We start from the raw sequence: 15798 nt of genomic DNA on the forward strand, positions 1-15798 counted from the left end.
CGCGGCGGACAGATCATTATCAAGACAAACCCTTCGCAAGGCGTCAGTCACACCCAGAGTCACACCGCAACACAAGCCAATTCCATCATTACTGTCAGACCCGGCTGACAAAGTAGTCCCATGGAAGCCATTGGGGAGCATGGAGCGGAAAGCGCGGCGGTAACGGGCGCCGCCGGCCTGCGTGCTGCTGCTCTGCTGCGCGGGCGCGGGCTGCGCAGCGTTCCCGCCGTGGCTACCTCCCCCGGCGCCTCTGTCGAGGGCAATTCCGACGCCGGTGCAGGGCCGGCAACCGCTGACCTGAAGGCCAGCCTGACCCTCCTGGATTCCGCGATCACCGCTGCCCAGGAGGAACTGGCGGCAGCCAACTTCCTGGAAGCAGCCGATTTCGCGGAGCTCACAGAGAAACTCTCACGCCGGATCGAATACCTTCAGCTCCAGGCTGCCGCGGCGGTGGAACGGACCCGGGCCGAGGCGATCAACGCCGCCGAGGCCGCCAACCGCGCCGCCGGCTGGACCACCGGCTGGGGCAATGAACCCGAAACCACCCCTGCCAGTGACACCGGCGAGAACACCCCCGCCGCCGTTCCGGCCGTGCCGGCGAGTGCCGTAACCTGGTCCCCGGCCGATGACGGGGCCCGGAACGCTGCTGATTTCCTCCGCACCCGGCTCCGGATCAGCGCCAGCGAAGCCCGCCGCCGCCTCACCCTCGCCCACGCCACACTCCCCCGCACCGGACTCGCGGGCCGCCCCATGCCGCCTGAACACGAAGAAACCGCCGCAGCCCTCACCGCCGGAATCATCTCCTCCCGCGCCGGAACCATCATCACCACCGCCCTGGACAAAGTCCGCCATATCCCCGACCCCGCCACGATCGCCCAGATGGAACACAGCCTCACCCAAACCGCGATCGACAACGACCACGACTTCCTCACCCGCATCGCCCTCCGCTGGATCGACGCCCTCGACCAGGACGGCACCGAACCGTCCGAAGAGAACCTCCGCCACCGCCAGGGCATCTTCATCCGCCCCAAACGCGGCGGCCTCTACCACCTCGAAATCCACGCCACCACAGACCAGTACGAAGTCCTCACCACCGTCATGAACACCGCCACCAACCCCCGCACCACCACACCCGACACCACCAACACCGAAACCGGCCACACCAGCCCTGAAGAGAGCAACGGCGTGAGCGGCGGCAGTGACAACACCGGCGCGGGTGACAACACCGGCGGCATATCTGAAGGCACCGACCTGGACGCGGCATTCAACAGCACCTACCTCCCGGAGCTGGACCGGCGCACCCTGGCCCAGCAACGCCTCGACGGGCTCGTCGGCGCCGCCAAGGTAGCCCTCGCCACCGGGACCCTGCCCAGCACCGGAGGACTCCGCCCCCAGGTCATGGTCACCGTCTCCTACAAAGACCTCCTCAACGGCATCGAAGCCACCGCCGCCCAAGGCCCCCGCTACCGCCGCAGCAGCCGGCCAGCAGACAGCCCCACACCAAGGACCATCAGCCAGCCGCCAAACACACCCGGCTGGCGGGCCACCGGCCCACAACTCCTCCCAGGCAGCTGGCAGATCAGCAATCCCGAACCGCCTGCAACCCCGGACAGGCAGCCCCTGGAACGAGCCGAACGCGACGGCCATAGCCAGCCAGACGCCGGCTTCTTCGGCAGCCCCACCGGCAGCGGGTCCTTCACCTACACCGGCCCGATCACTGCCTCCACCATCCGCAAGATCGCCTGCGACGCCGACATCATCCCCATCCTCCTCGGCAGCCAAGGACGCATCCTCGACGTCGGCCGCACCACCCGGATCTTCCCACCCCACATCCGCAAAGCCCTCAACGCCCGCGACCAAGGCTGCGCCTTCCCCAACTGCACCATCCCCGCCACCTGGTGCGAAGCCCACCACATCACCTACTGGTCACAAGGCGGACCCACCAGCACCGACAACGGCGTCCTCCTCTGCACCCACCACCATCACCTCATCCATAAAGAACAGTGGAAAATCCACATCAAAAACGGCGTCCCCTGGTTCATCCCGCCACCCCACATCGACCCCCGCCAACAACCCCGACAAAACCACCACCACAAAACATGAACCAGCGGATTGAACGGCCACGGGATTTGGCCTCAAGGAGCGGAGCTGAGTTCAATACGGGAACCAGGGTGAAAACGAAAGCGCCCGGCCCCCAAAAAAGTGGGGACCGGACGCTTCGGGTGAAACGTGGCGTGCACCGCCGCTAGGCGTCCTGCCAGCCACTGCCTTCGGTGAACGTGGCAACCAGTGTGCCCACACCCGCCTGAAGCGAGTTGGAGGGGTCCTCGTACAGGGAAGCCTCCGTTGCCCTGCTGTGCGTGATGAGCTGCTCCGCCTCCAGCTTCGCCTCCGGCACGGTGGCTCCGATGATCCCGGTGCGGGCCGGAAGCGCAGGGGTGTGCACTACCTCGGCGTTGGTTTCCGAGAGCGGGATGGTGGTCCCGGATTGAACCTCGTCGTGCGGGAACTCGAATTCGGCGTCGTCGGGGCCAGCGGGAATCGTGTACTCCAGGAAGTAGTTCATTCCCCCAGCCTTGCAGATAACCGGCGCACCAGAAACCCCGCCCCGCCGCTAACAGGAAATGAAGCGCGGCACTGTTCAAACACGGCGAACAAAAGTTCCGTTCCTACCGTCCCGCCGCGTATCCCTGGGCACCGCGCGGGTTCGCGGCAGCCTGGAGCACGCCCGTCCTGGGATCACGCACGACGGCGGACAGCCGTCCCAGCGTCCAGTCCCCTGCCCTGGTAACGCGGTGGCCCCGCGCCTCGAGCCCGGCGATAACGTCGTCGCCCAACCGGTCCTCCACCACTGCACCGCCGGGTTCCCAAGTGCGTGGCCAGAAGGACCCGGGCATCGACGTCGTATGGAACGCCGGGGCATCGATGGCCTGTTGCGGCGAGTACCCACCGACGATGGTCCGCAGCAGATACAGCAACTGCCACTGGTCCTGCTGGTCTCCGCCCGGCGATCCGAGCGCGGAAACGGCGGCGCCATCGCGCAGCACCAGCGTTGGCGTCAGCGTGGTTCGCGGGCGCTTGCCCGGCGTCAGCGTGGACGGCGTTCCAGTCTCGAGCCACGTCATCTGCAACCTCGTGCCCAGGCAAAAACCGAGCTCAGGGATTGCCGGCGAAGACTGCAGCCAGCCGCCGGACGGCGTTGCCGAAACCATGTTGCCCCAGCGGTCCACAACATCGATGTGGACCGTGTCGCCGCGCATTTCCCCGTTGGATGACACCGCCGGTTCCGCAGTACGGGGCCCGCCGGAACCCGTTTCGCCGAGCAAAGCTGCACCGACTGTTGGTTCGCCTACGCCGGCGGCGGCAGCAGCGGAACGGCCGCGGCTGGAAGCGGCCGGGCCCCCAAAAGCCGACGCCCCGCCGTCGTCATCCAGCGGCACCGGCGGAACGTACTCGGTACGAAGCGCGGGCACGTATGGCTCACGCCCGGGAACTGACCCCGGACGGAACTCGCGCGACGCTTCTTCCGTAATCAGCTCCCGGCGCGTCGCCGCGTACTCTTCCGACAGCAGGTAATCGAGTGGAACGCCGTCGTCACCGTAGTAGGCCTCACGGTCCGCCAGTGCGAGCTTCTGGGCCTCCAGAATCGTGTGCGCACCGAGTTCGGTGGACGGATCGAGGCGCTCGTCGTCGAAGCCGGCCAGGATCGCAAGCGTCTGCAGCAGGGCCGGCCCCTGCCCCCACGGGCCGGTCTTCGCGATCGTGTGCCCGCGGAACTCGAACGTGACAGGTTCCTCGTACGACGCGCGGAATCCGGCCATGTCTGCCATCGTCATGACGCCGCGGTGGTCGGTCCCGGACGAATGGCGGTGCGGTGTGTGAACACTCTCGGCAACGGCACGGGCCACGAAACCCTCGCCCCACTCCCGGCGGGCGGCATCGATGCGCTCCTCCCGGGTGTGCGCCGGCTGTGCGGCGAACGCCTCGCCGAGGCCAGCGCCAGCCTGCACCAGTTTCCGCAGCGTGCGGGCAAGCGCGGGGTTCCGGACCAGGTCGCCTTCCTCCGGGATGCGCCCCTCCGGCATCCACAGGTCGGCAGACGTGGGCCAGTGTTCCCGGAACAGCTCCGCTACGGCCGAGATCGTGCTGCAGACGCGTCCCAGGACCGGATGGCCGTCACGCGCGTACCGGATGGCGAAGTCCAGGACTTCGGCCAGTTCCCATGTTCCGTGATCCCTCAGCAGCAACAGCCAGGCGTCGACGGCGGCAGGAACCGCCGCGGCGAGCGCACCTGAGCCGGGCACGAGTTCCAGGCCTTCCGCACGGAAGTGCCCTACCGTCGCTCCCGCCGGGGCCGGGCCCTGGCCCATCAGGACCACAGGCCTGCCGGGGTCCGCCGCCGTAGTGAAGACGCCGGTCATGTCACCGCCGGGCCCATTGAGGTGCGGTTCCACCACGTGGAGTACGAAGGCGGCGGCTGTGGCCGCATCGAAGGCGTTGCCACCCCGCTCGAGCACGGCCTGCGCAGTGCCGGTGGCGAGCCAGTGGGTGGTGGCGGCCATGCCGAAGGTACCCTGCAGCGTAGGACGGGTGGTAAAAGTCTCCGGCCTCGTGAAACTCATAGGGGCTACTGTAGTCACCGGTTTCCGCCCCGCCCCGGATACGGCGCGCCCGACACGCTCGGAGGGACCAGCCGGTTACCCGCCCCGCACCAGCGCATTTGCCCTGAGTTGGCCTATTTGCGCCGTTAGCCTACTTGCCCAGGCCCGCCCGCCGCAGCGCTTCCGCCATGGCGGTATCGGCAGGAGCCGGCCGCTGGCCGGACTGCTTCGGCTGGCGCCGGTCGTTCCCCTGGTGCGGTGCCGGCTTTCCGCCCGCCTGTCCAGGATCGCCCATCCGGTTGCGTCCGGTTTCCCGGTTCCGGTCGCCGTCGCCGCCTGCCGCGCGGCCGGCGGTGCGGCCGTCTGCCCGCTTCTGGCCACCGCGTCCCCCGGCTGAACGGTCGCCAACGGACCGGTCACCGGATGAGCCGGATTCGTCGTCGAGCCTTAGCGTGAGCGAAATGCGTTTCCGTTCCGGATCAGCCTCCAGCACCTTCACGCGGACCACCTGTCCGGACTTGACCACCTCACGCGGATCGGCGACGAACCGGTTGGCGAGAGCAGACACGTGCACCAGCCCGTCCTGGTGGACCCCGACGTCCACGAACGCACCAAACGCGGCCACGTTGGTGACGGTTCCCTCGAGGACCATGCCCGGCTTCAGATCGGAAATCTTCTCGATGCCCTCGGAGAACGCCGCCGCCTTGAACGCCGGCCGCGGATCGCGCCCCGGTTTCTCCAGTTCGGCGATGATGTCGCGCACCGTGGGGAGCCCGAAGGTCCCATCCACAAAATCCGCAGGGTTCAGCCGTCCGGCGTCAGCCAGCGGAGCGAGCCCGCCCGCCCCACCCGAAGCTCGCGAGCCCGAAGCGCCGGAACCGCCGCCGACACCGGCCGCCGTCAGGATCTTCCGAGCCACCGAGTACGCTTCGGGATGGACGCTGGAGGCGTCGAGCGGCTCCGCTCCCCCGGTGATCCGCAGGAATCCGGCGCACTGTTCAAACGCCTTGGCACCCAGCCGGGGCACCTTCTTCAGCTCGCTGCGCTTGGCGAACGGCCCGTTCTCATTGCGGTACGCCACGATGTTCTCGCTCAGCAGCGGCCCGACACCGGCCACCCGGCTCAGCAGCGCCGGTGACGCCGTGTTCACATCCACGCCCACGGCGTTCACGCAGTCCTCCACGACCGCATCCAGGCTGCGGTCCAGCTTCGACGCCGTGACGTCGTGCTGGTACTGCCCCACGCCGATCGACTTCGGATCAATCTTGACCAGCTCGGCCAGCGGATCCTGCAGCCGGCGGGCGATGGACACCGCCCCGCGCAGGGACACGTCCATGCCGGGGAGTTCGGCGGCGGCGAGTGCGGATGCCGAGTACACGGATGCACCGGCTTCGGACACCACCAGCTTCTGCGGGGCCGGCGCACTGCTGCCGGCAGCCGAGGCAAGCTGTTTGATCAGTTCGCCCGCGAGCTTGTCCGTTTCGCGCGACGCCGTCCCGTTGCCGATCGCCACGAGTTCGACGGCGTGCTGCCGCGCCAGGCGGGTCAGCGTCGCCAGCGCCTCGTCCCACTTGCGCGCCGGTGCATGCGGATAGACCGTGTCGGTGGCCACCACCTTGCCGGTCTTGTCGACCACGGCCACTTTCACACCGGTCCGCAGCCCCGGGTCGAGGCCCAGCGTGGCGCGGTTTCCTGCAGGGGCGGCCAGCAGCACGTCCCGCAGGTTGGCGGCGAAAACGCGCACGGCCTCGTCTTCCGCATCCGCGAACATCCGCCCCCGCAGATCCGCCGTGAGCCGCGCCAACACCCTGGAACGCCACGCCACCTGCGCGGTCTGGAGCAGCCACGAATCGGCGGGCCGGCCGCGGTCGGCGACCCCGAGGAACCGGGCCACGGCGGATTCGTAGCGGGTGCGCGCGGCGGCGAGGGCTTCGTCGTCGGACGGATCAGCTTCGGCGAGGTCCAGCTCGAGGACGCCGTCCTTCTCACCGCGCAGCAGCGCCAGCACCCGGTGCGACGGCATGCCCGACGGCGCCTGCGAAAACTCGAAGTAATCCGCGAACTTCTGTCCTTCGGATTCCTTGCCCTTCTTCACCCGCGACACCATCCGGCCCTGTGTCCACAGCCGCTCGCGCAGGTTCTCCGCCAGATCCGGGTCCTGGGCGACGCGCTCCACGAGGATGGCGCGGGCGCCGGCGAGCGCGGCAGCGGCGTCGTCGACGGCGTGTTCCGTGTTCAGGTATTTGGCTGCCTCGCGCTCGGGGTCGAGTTCGGGGCGGTTGAGCAGGGCGTCCGCCAGCGGTTCCAGCCCCGCCTCGCGCGCGATCTGCGCTTTGGTGCGGCGCTTGGACTTGAAGGGCAGGTAGATGTCTTCGAGGCGGGACTTCGTGTCGGCGGCCACGACGGCGGCCTCCAGTTCAGGGGTCAGCTTCCCCTGGGCGGCAATCGCCTCCAGAACGGCACGACGGCGGTCCTCCAGTTCCCGGAGGTAGCGCAGCCGCTCGTCGAGCTCGCGGAGCTGGCCGTCGTCGAGCGTCCCGGTGGCTTCCTTGCGGTACCGGGCGATGAACGGGACGGTGGAGCCGCCGTCGAGCAATTCCACGGCCGCCTTCACCTGCCAGGGCTTCACACCGAGTTCGCTGGCGATCTGTTCCGCAATCCGGGCGGCCAGCTGGTCAGCCCCCTGGCTGCCGGCATGACCTGGCGCGGGGGCATCCTTCGGCCTGTTTCCGGCGGCTGGGGAAGGGCTGGGCGTGGGCGTGGCAGGGTGCTGCGGCTGTTGGGTCACCAGAACATTTTGCCCTACGGGAGCCCGTCTGGGGCGGCTGCGTGCGCAGGGGGCGGACCAAACCGCACTACCCACGGCCGTCCTTAAGTGGTGTAGTGACTGTATGCAGCGGGGGTCATCGACTGAGGCGGCACATCATGCAGGAATTGCTCATCATTCTTCAGGACGGCTTCAACGAGGATGAGGTCGCAATCACCGTCAATGGCAAGGAGGCCCGGTACGACCGCGACGTCACCACGCGGGAGCTTCTGGGCATGGCCGAGGAAGTCTCCGTGGAACTTCCGGCGAAGGGCGCAACGGTGGGGGTTGAAGTCACCAGCCGCAATCTCAGCGCCGAAATGAAGCTCCACGGCCGGCCGCGGAGCCTGCTGGTGTCCATCGAGGACGGCGAGCTCGTGCTCGAAGAGGGCACCGGCCGTGAGGCGTTCCTCTAGTACTTCCGGCTGGCCAGTTAGTCCGCCAGCGCCAGCGCCTCGTCCAGCACCTTCCCGAAGTTGGCTGCGTCGTGTGCGAACCGGCCGAGGAACAGACCCGATACCCCCTCCAGCGTAGGCAACAGGCCGGGCTTGGCGGAACCGCCGTAGATCACCGGAAGGTCCTGCAGCGCGCGGGCACCGAGCAGCTCCCGCAAAACACGTACGACGGCGGATACATACTCCGCGCTGGCGGGCTCGGCGGCGCCAATGGCCCAGACGGGTTCATAGGCGATGACTAGCCGGGCGGCCAGGTTCCAGTCGCCGCCGACCGCGGCCTCGATCTGTCCGTAGACGAACCGGGCGGCCGCTTCCGCGCCGGCGACGGTATGTTCTGCGGTTTGCGTGCCGCGCGTCTCTTCCCCCACGCAGAGCAGCGGGGTGACGCCGGCGCCGTCGGCCGCCCTGACTTTGAGCGCGATCATGGTGTCGTCCTCAGCGAAGTGCCGCCGTCGTTCGGCATGGCCGATCTCCACCAGTCCCACGCCCAGCTCGGCAAGCAGCGATGGCGACAGTTCGCCCGTCCACGGTCCGTCGGCCCAGCCGCAGTTCTGCGCGCCCAGGACCAGCGGCGACCCGGCGAGGATTTCCCCCGCCGCAGGGAGCACAGGGAAAGAAGGGATTACAAACGGGACCACCCGCCCGGCCGCAAGGGCCGGGCGGGTGTCCACCTGTTGGCGCAGTTCATCCAGCCAGCGCAGGCTGTCCCCATAGCCCAGGTACATCTTGGTGCTGACGCCGACGAAAGTCGTGCCGGGGTTCTTGATGGCCTGGCTGAGCTTGCTCACGGGAGTCCTGCCTTTGCTGGTGGTGCTGCGGCGCTGGTGCTGCGCCTTGGTTATCGTCTGCTGGCTACTTTTCCAGCACCGACTGCCGCTCGGCAGTGCCGGCGGTGCCGAGGGCGCCGGTGTCGAGCAGGTCGTCGGCCTTGTTCTTGAACTTTCGGGTGCCGATCATCATCGCCGCGGCCAGGAACGGCAGCACACCGAGGGCGTACACGCCCATGGTTCCGGTGTCCGAGGCAGTGACCTGGTTGACGGTGGTCCGCAGGATCGGGGCCACGAAGCCGCCCAGGTTGCCCAGCGAGTTGATGAGCCCGATGCCGGCTGCTGCGGCAGTTCCGGTGAGGAACGCCGTCGGGTATGACCAGGCGATGGGGCCGATGGACAGGAAGCTGCACACCGCGAGGGTGATGAACACGATGCCTACCGCCGGCAGGTGGTTGGCTCCTGCCCACGCGGAGCCGAAGATGCAGAGACCGGTCGAGATGAACAGGCCGGTGCCCCAGACGCGGCGGCGGATCACGGTGTTCGCTGCCTTGCCGATGAAGTAGCAGGCGAAGATGCCGAAGAACCACGGGATGGCGGCCATGAGGCCGACGGCGAGGCCCACCTTCTGGCCGGTCAGCTGGGACACCTGCTGCGGCAGGTAGAAGGTCACACCGTACACGGCGATCTGCAGGCAGAAGTAGATGATGGTGAAGTACCAGACACGGCCGTTCTTCATCGCTGCGAGGACGCCGCGCGGACCGGACTCTTCCTTGACGTTGTCCTCGAGGGCCATGACGTCCTGCAGGGCCTTCTTCTCTTCCTTGTTGAGGAACTTGGCCTCCTGCGGGCTGTTGATCAGGAAGAAGAAGGAGGCGATGCCGGCGAGCACGGCGAGCATGCCCTCGACGAAGAACATGACCTGCCAGCCCTGGACGCCGGGAACCTGGTCGCCGATGTTGATCAGCCAGCCGGAAAGAGGGGCGCCCATCATCTGGGAGAAAGGCTGGGCCAGGTAGAAGATGGCGAACATCTTGACGCGGACCTTGTTGGGGAACCAGGCGGCGAGGAACATGATGACGCCGGGGAAGAGCCCGGCCTCGGTCACGCCCAGCAGGAACCGCAGGATGACGAACGAGGTCTCGTCCTGCACGAAGGCGAAGCAGGCGGAGACGATGCCCCACGTGACGGCGATGCGTGCCAGCCACACCTTGGCACCGAACTTGGTCAGCAGCAGGTTGCTGGGAATTTCGAACAGGGCGTATCCGATGAAGAAGATACCGGCGCCCAGCGCGTAGGCGCCCGCGCTGATGCCCTTGTCCGCCTCAAGGGCGGCTTCGGCGAAACCCACGTTGGTGCGGTCCAGGAAGGCCACAACATACAGGATGACGAGCATCGGCATGAGCCGGAAGGACGCCTTGGAGATGGCCGATTTGAGAACCGGCGACTCCAACAGCTCCTTTGTAGCGGATGAGTTAGCGACAGTCATTCAAACTCCTCTTTGAGTAAAAGTGAGCAAATCAGGGCAGAGCAGATGGGTCCGTTCGGGACGAACGGATTCCCGGGTAATTCAGGGTGTTAAGGCAAAAATTCAGAGCCCAAAGGCGATAAGCAGCACCCCGGCGAGGCAGGCGAGGACACCGACGGCCAGGTAGATCTTGCGTTCCTTAGTCCACGAGCTAAGCATTGTGGTCCTTCCTGCTGGGTTTAGGGGGCTAGTGCATGTAGAGGCCGCCATCCACATTCAGCGTCTGGCCGGAGATGTAACCGGCGTCCTCGCTGATGAGGAAGGCGATGGCCGCGGCGATGTCCCGGGTGGAACCGACACGGTTCACCACGAGGTCCTTGACCAGTTCGTCCTTGCGTTCCTGGCTGAGGGTGCCGCCCATGATGTCGGTGTCGATGGGGCCCGGTGAGATGGCGTTGACCGTGATGTCGTACTCCCCCAGTTCGCGGGCGGTGGAGCGGGTCAGGCCGATCACGCCGGCCTTGGCCACGGAGTAGGGGGTCTTGGAGAACGTTCCGCCGCCGCGCTGGGCGGAAACGGAGGAGATGTTCACGATGCGGCCGATGCCGTTCTTCACCATGGACTCGGCGACACGGCGGGTGGCGTAGTGGACGCCGTTCAGGTTGATATTGAGCACGCGGTCCCACTCGGCAGACTCGAGTTCCAGGTACGGGACTGGCGAGCTGACGCCGGCAACGTTCGCGAGGGCCACGATTTGCGGCAGCTCCGCCTCGATCGAGTCGATGGCGGCACGGACCGACGCTTCGTCGGCCACGTTCGCACCCACGCCGTGGGCCTTCACGCCGTACTGGCTGGCGATCTCCTTGGCAGTGGCCTGGCAAAGGGCGTCATCGAGGTCGATGATGCCGATGTTCCAGCCCTGCTCCGCCAGGTAGTTGACGGTGGCCCGGCCGATGCCGCGCTCGGAGACGGCGCCGGTGACGATGGCCGTGCGCTCGGACGGAAAAGTGCTCATAAATGTGCTCCTTGGTGGTCAGGGACCGGTTGCTGCCGGGTGGAATTAGCGGCAGCAGCCGGTGAAATCTGGGCAGCACAACAGAAGGGCTGCTGCTTTGGGGCAGCGCCCGACTGCTGTGGTGCCTGGTTGAGAGGCAGGTGGCTAGCTCAGCTGATGGGCGCTCAGTTAATCGGCGCCGGGCCGAGTTCCTCGATGAGCTTCTGCATGGCAACGTAGGCCTTGTTGCGGTAGGCGATCAGCTCCGGGGTGCGCTCGGCGGGGACGTTCAGGAAGCCTGCACCCGACTTGGTGCCCAGCTTGCCGGCCTCCACGAGGTCCGTGAGGATCTTGGGGGTGGCGAAGCGCTCCGGGAAGTCGGTCTGCAGCGACTTGTAGCAGAAGTTGTAGACGTCCAGGCCGGCCATGTCGGCGATGGCGAACGGGCCGAAGAACGGCAGGCGGAAGCCGAAGGTGGTGCGGACCAGGGTGTCCACGTCCTCCGCCGTCGCGATGCCCTGCTCCACCAGCTGCGCAGCCTCGTGGAAGAGCGCGTACTGGAGGCGGTTCAGCACGAAGCCGGTGACGTCCTTGACCACTGCCGTTTCCTTGTTGGCGGAGTGGACCAGGTCGCGGACCGCGGCAACCGTCTCGGTGGAGGTGCCCTCGTGCGGGATGATCTCCACGCCGGGGATGAACGGCGACGGGTTGGAGAAGTGCACGCCGAGGAAACGCTCCGGGTTGGCCACGGGCTGGGAGAGTTCGGCGATGGAGATGGTGGAGGTGTTGGAGCCGATGATGGCGTCCGGACGGGCGGCCGCGCTGATGCGGGCCAGGGTCTCGTGCTTGATCGCTATGACCTCGGGCACAGCCTCCTCGATGAAGTCGGCGTCGGCAACGGCTTCCTCGATGTCCTTGGCGGCCCACAGGTTCTGCTTCAGGATCTCGGTGGAGCCTTCGGGGAACAGGCCGTCCGCCACGAACTGGTCAGACTCGGTGAGCAGGCGCTCGTAGTTCTTCTGTGCCACTTCGGCGGACACGTCAGCGAGGGCAACGCGGGCCCCGCCCAGGGCGAGGACCTGGGCGATGCCGCCGCCCATGTAGCCGGATCCGACGACGGCGAACTTGCGTGAGCTGGTGGGTGTTTCGGTCATGTTCAGTCGGCCTTCGTGTAGTCGGGTTCGTACGAGCAGATGGCGTCCACCTTGGCGGCGGAGGAGGAGTTCTCATCGAAGCGGTGCCCCAGCCATTCGCCCACGAGCTTCTTGGCAAGTTCCAGCCCGATGACGCGCTGGCCCATGGTGAGGACCTGGGCGTTGTTGCTGAGCACGGAGCGTTCCACGGAGTAGCTGTCGTGTGCGGTTACGGCACGGATGCCGGGGACCTTGTTGGCGGCGATGGCCACGCCAAGGCCGGTGCCGCAGATCAGCAGCGCGCGGTCTGCTTCGCCTTCGGCCACTTTGCGGGCGGCCGCGACCGCGAGGTGCGGGTAGGCGGTGGAGTCGTTGGCGGCGACCCCAATGTCCTCGACGGAGGCAACGCGCGGGTCTGCCTCCAGCAGCGCCTTCAGTGCTTGCTTGTATTCGACGCCGGCCTCATCGTTGCCGATGACAATGCGCCAGCCTTCTGTGGTGCTCATTCTGTTGCTCCGTTTCCGGCCGTCGAGGCCATGTGGGATGCGGCCGGTGTTGAGGCGGCCGTTTCAGATGCCAGGTAGGTGGCCACCCGCTCGGCAATCAGCCCGAACGAGATGGCACCGGGGTCCGGGTGCCCGAGGCTCTTCTCGGCCAGCGGGCGGGCACGGCCCTTAAGCGGGCGGAGGTCCGCGGTCTGCCGGGCTGCCTCGGTAGCCGCGGCAGCGGCGGCGGTGAGGGCCCCGCCCAGGGAGGTCCCGCCGTCGAACGCGTCCTTGAACGCGTCCCGGAACGGCAGGAGGGCGTCAACCATGGTCTTGTCCCCCGGCTCTGCCTTGCCGAGATCGGTGATGGCGTTGCTGAAGGCGGATACCGCGGCGGCCGCGTCCCCGGCGCCGTAGGACTCCCGGTTGCCGAGCGCGAGGCCGGCGGCCATCACGGCCGTCCCCCACAGCGCGCCCGAGGTGCCGCCGGCGCGTTCGCTCCACGCCTCGCCTGCGGCGGTAAGCACGCGCTCAACTGAGGCTCCTGCTTCCGCGTTCTGCTCACCGGCAGCGGCGGCGGCATCGACACCGCGGCGCATGCCGATGCCGTGGTCGCCGTCGCCGGCGATCGCGTCCAGATCACCCAGTTCCGCTTCATGTTCGACGACGACGTCCCGAACCTGGGCGAGGACGGCGGCTGCCAGCCGGCCCAGGTTGGCGGACGCCGCGGTTGCCTTTTCGGTGTCCGCTTCCGCCGACTCGTCGCTGCTGGTCAGTTCGCGGCGGGCGCGCGGCGCGGTGTTGCCCTTGCGGTAGGCAGGGGTGTCGGCGGGCGCGGACCAGTACTGCTCGAGTTCGTCGTCGAGCCACAGCAGGGTGAGGGAGAGCCCCGACATGTCCAGGCTGGTGACGAGCTCGCCGCATTCCGGTTCGACGACGGTCAGGTTGGCCGCGGTGAGGAGTTTCTCGACCTTGCCGAAGAGGAGGAACAGCTCGTCGTACTTGACCGTGCCCAGGCCGTTGACGATGGCAACCACGCGGTCGCCGGCGTCCTCGGGCTTGTCCTCGAGCAGCCGCGACACCAGCAGCTCGGCAAGTTCGGAGGCCGTGGGCATGGGGTGTTCGGAGATGCCCGGTTCGCCGTGGATGCCCAGGCCCAGCGACATCTGGCCGGCCGGAACATGGAACAGCGGTTCGGTTGCGCCGGGGAGGGTGCAGCCGTCGAAGGCCACCCCCAGGGACCGCGTGCGGTAGTTCGTCTTGATGGCGAGGCGCTCCACCTCGTCCAAGTTGAGTCCGGCCTCGGCTGCGGCGCCTGCGATCTTGAAGACCGTCAGGTCGCCGGCGATGCCGCGCCGCTTCTCGATCTGGTCCAGCGGTGCGCTGGCGATATCGTCAGTGACCAGCACGGTCCGCGTTTCGATGCCCTCCGCCTTCAGGCGGAGCTGTGCCTGGCCGAAGTGCAGGACGTCGCCGGCGTAGTTGCCGTAGCTCAGCAGCACGCCGCCGCCGGCGTTGGCTGCCTTGGCCACGCGGTAGACCTGACCCGCGGCCGGGGATGCGAACATGTTGCCGCAGGCGGATCCGGCGGCCAGGCCGGGTCCGACCAGGCCGGCGAAGGCCGGGTAGTGACCGGAGCCGCCGCCCACCACCAGGGCCACCTGGCCGGCGGGGATCTCGGTGGAGCGGACGACGCCGCCGTCCACGCGGGCAACATACCCGCGGTTCGCGGCGACGAATCCGTCCAGCGCCTCATCTGCGAAATCAGCGGGATTGTCGAAGATCTGAGTCATGGTTCCTCATTGAATCCGGGTTGGATGATCGGTTTTGGTCCCTCGCGGGCGGCCTCTAGCGGGCGACGGCGACGGGCTGCTGCCGGCCCTGTGCAACCTGGCTCTGGCCGAGGGCGTAGCCGTCCTTCTTGGGCAGGACGTGGCGGCGCAGGTAGTCCTGGTTGCTGGCCGTTACGGAGAGGCCGTCGCCGCCGTAGTGCTCGCAGCAGATGATGCCCTGGTAGCCGACCGACAGGGCGAACTTGAACGCCTCACGGTAGTTGATGAGGCCGCTTTCCATCGGGGCGGGCATGGCAACGTACATGTCGCGGGCCACGTCCTCGTCGCGGATGTAGTTCTTCATGTGCCAGTAGTTCGAGTACGGCAGGGTCTTGGCCACCATGTCCCGCCAGTCCTCGATGGGCCGGTGCAGGCGGATCAGGTTGCCCAGGTCCGGGTTCAGGCCGACGTTTGACATGCCGATGTCCTGGACAAACTGCACGGAGGAGTCGGCGGTGCCGATGTAGGTGTCCTCGTACATCTCAAGCGAGAGGAGAACGCCCACTTCTGCAGCGTGCCGGCCGAGCTCCTGGAACCGGGCGACGGCGTTGTTCCAGGCTTCCTTGTTGCCGACCGGGTCCTTGTAGCCTTCGACGGTCCAGAACCAGAGCTGCTTCTGCTGCTCAGGGGTGATTGCCTGGTGCAGGCCGAAGGAGACGACCTCACAGCCGAGTTCCGCTGCTGCGTCGATGGTGCGGTGGCTGTACGCCAGGTTGTCCTCCCACTTGCCCTCCTGGATGATGCTCTGGCGGATGGCGGAGATGACCGGGATGCCGATGCCGACGCTGTCAGCTGTCTGCTTGAACTCGGCGAGGCGCTCCTTGCTCAGGTCACCGGGACGGACCCAGCTGTCGGTGAGGTCTGCGTTGGCGAAGCCGGCTTCCTTGACCTCGGTGAAGACCTCGGCCCAGGCGGAGGCGTCGGCGTCGTTGATGTGGGTGCCATTGGCGTCGACGCCCGGGAACTGCAGCAGTGCCGCGGTGATGGGCCAGTTATCGGCGGTGTAAGCCATTCGTGTTCACTCCCTCGTGGAATCCTGTTTCCTATAGGATTTACTATCGAGTAGCAGTTGTCAAGGTCACATCCTCCTTCGGAAGCCCAGAGCATCGAAGATCCTATAGGGAGGACCCTTTGGCCGTGAAGTGCGTCACTACTCAAAGGCTTGGGGTGGGTGCACCTCCCACGCTACGCCACCCCCGGAGTAAGTAGCAGCAGAGGGCACTCCCACGGCTGGGAACGCCCTCTGCTGCAACTTTC

At 67.2% G+C, this 15798-nt stretch carries 12 protein-coding genes; 2 read left to right on the forward strand and 10 right to left on the reverse strand.

Annotated features, from left to right (window positions below):
* The first annotated feature begins 120 nt into the window (after positions 1-120).
* Complete coding sequence (locus ACFUTU_RS06325; protein ID WP_377962112.1) at positions 121-2103, forward strand: DUF222 domain-containing protein; 1983 nt, start codon at positions 121-123, stop codon at positions 2101-2103.
* A 142-nt stretch (positions 2104-2245) separates the two neighbouring features.
* Here the strand turns inward: ACFUTU_RS06325 and ACFUTU_RS06330 are convergent, their stop codons facing one another.
* The 3 genes from ACFUTU_RS06330 to ACFUTU_RS06340 all read right to left on the reverse strand — a co-directional run bounded on the left by ACFUTU_RS06330 (position 2246) and on the right by ACFUTU_RS06340 (position 7389).
* Entirely contained in the window at positions 2246-2566 is a 321-nt protein-coding gene (locus tag ACFUTU_RS06330) for a hypothetical protein (protein WP_377962115.1), read from the reverse strand.
* A 103-nt stretch (positions 2567-2669) separates the two neighbouring features.
* The gene (locus ACFUTU_RS06335; RefSeq protein WP_377962118.1) at positions 2670-4622 is read right to left on the reverse strand and encodes a gamma-glutamyltransferase family protein; all 1953 of its coding nucleotides are present in this window, start codon (positions 4620-4622) and stop codon (positions 2670-2672) included.
* Positions 4623-4752: 130 nt separating this feature from the next.
* On the reverse strand, positions 4753-7389 hold the full coding sequence (locus ACFUTU_RS06340) for a Tex family protein (protein ID WP_377962121.1): 2637 nt from the start codon (positions 7387-7389) through the stop codon (positions 4753-4755).
* Between the two features lie 137 nt (positions 7390-7526).
* On the opposite strand from ACFUTU_RS06340, the gene ACFUTU_RS06345 reads away from it, so the two are divergent.
* Complete coding sequence (locus ACFUTU_RS06345) at positions 7527-7823, forward strand: hypothetical protein (RefSeq protein WP_377962124.1); 297 nt, start codon at positions 7527-7529, stop codon at positions 7821-7823.
* 17 nt (positions 7824-7840) lie between these two features.
* On the opposite strand, the gene ACFUTU_RS06350 is transcribed toward ACFUTU_RS06345, so the two are convergent.
* From ACFUTU_RS06350 to ACFUTU_RS06380, 7 genes are all read right to left on the reverse strand, one after another.
* Complete coding sequence (locus ACFUTU_RS06350) at positions 7841-8650, reverse strand: triose-phosphate isomerase family protein (RefSeq protein WP_377962126.1); 810 nt, start codon at positions 8648-8650, stop codon at positions 7841-7843.
* A 64-nt stretch (positions 8651-8714) separates the two neighbouring features.
* Entirely contained in the window at positions 8715-10118 is a 1404-nt protein-coding gene (locus ACFUTU_RS06355) for an MFS transporter (protein WP_377962129.1), read from the reverse strand.
* 226 nt (positions 10119-10344) lie between these two features.
* Entirely contained in the window at positions 10345-11112 is a 768-nt protein-coding gene (locus ACFUTU_RS06360; protein WP_377962132.1) for an SDR family NAD(P)-dependent oxidoreductase, read from the reverse strand.
* Between the two features lie 164 nt (positions 11113-11276).
* Positions 11277-12245, reverse strand: a complete 969-nt coding sequence (locus ACFUTU_RS06365; protein ID WP_377962135.1) for a 3-hydroxyacyl-CoA dehydrogenase family protein — start codon at positions 12243-12245, stop codon at positions 11277-11279.
* Between the two features lie 2 nt (positions 12246-12247).
* Positions 12248-12730: a ribose-5-phosphate isomerase gene (locus ACFUTU_RS06370; protein ID WP_377962138.1), complete on the reverse strand. Its 483-nt coding sequence runs from the start codon at positions 12728-12730 to the stop codon at positions 12248-12250.
* Positions 12727-14502, reverse strand: coding sequence for a dihydroxyacetone kinase subunit DhaL (dhaL, locus tag ACFUTU_RS06375; protein WP_377962141.1), 1776 nt, complete (start codon positions 14500-14502; stop codon positions 12727-12729). Before dhaL ends, ACFUTU_RS06370 begins: the two co-directional genes overlap by 4 nt.
* A 55-nt stretch (positions 14503-14557) precedes the next feature.
* Entirely contained in the window at positions 14558-15553 is a 996-nt protein-coding gene (locus ACFUTU_RS06380; protein WP_377962144.1) for a sugar phosphate isomerase/epimerase family protein, read from the reverse strand.
* Positions 15554-15798 lie beyond the last annotated feature (245 nt).

This window comes from Arthrobacter sp. NPDC057388, from assembly GCF_042668165.1.
Taxonomy (GTDB): domain Bacteria; phylum Actinomycetota; class Actinomycetes; order Actinomycetales; family Micrococcaceae; genus Arthrobacter.

Coding starts and splice junctions, on each gene's coding strand:
- ACFUTU_RS06325 (WP_377962112.1), top strand. CDS start 121: ATGGAAGCCATTGGGGAGCATGGAGCGGAAAGCGCGGCGGTAACGGGC.
- ACFUTU_RS06330 (WP_377962115.1), bottom strand. CDS start 2,566: ATGAACTACTTCCTGGAGTACACGATTCCCGCTGGCCCCGACGACGCC.
- ACFUTU_RS06335 (WP_377962118.1), bottom strand. CDS start 4,622: ATGAGTTTCACGAGGCCGGAGACTTTTACCACCCGTCCTACGCTGCAG.
- ACFUTU_RS06345 (WP_377962124.1), top strand. CDS start 7,527: ATGCAGGAATTGCTCATCATTCTTCAGGACGGCTTCAACGAGGATGAG.
- ACFUTU_RS06355 (WP_377962129.1), bottom strand. CDS start 10,118: ATGACTGTCGCTAACTCATCCGCTACAAAGGAGCTGTTGGAGTCGCCG.
- ACFUTU_RS06360 (WP_377962132.1), bottom strand. CDS start 11,112: ATGAGCACTTTTCCGTCCGAGCGCACGGCCATCGTCACCGGCGCCGTC.
- ACFUTU_RS06365 (WP_377962135.1), bottom strand. CDS start 12,245: ATGACCGAAACACCCACCAGCTCACGCAAGTTCGCCGTCGTCGGATCC.
- ACFUTU_RS06370 (WP_377962138.1), bottom strand. CDS start 12,730: ATGAGCACCACAGAAGGCTGGCGCATTGTCATCGGCAACGATGAGGCC.
- dhaL (WP_377962141.1), bottom strand. CDS start 14,502: ATGACTCAGATCTTCGACAATCCCGCTGATTTCGCAGATGAGGCGCTG.
- ACFUTU_RS06380 (WP_377962144.1), bottom strand. CDS start 15,553: ATGGCTTACACCGCCGATAACTGGCCCATCACCGCGGCACTGCTGCAG.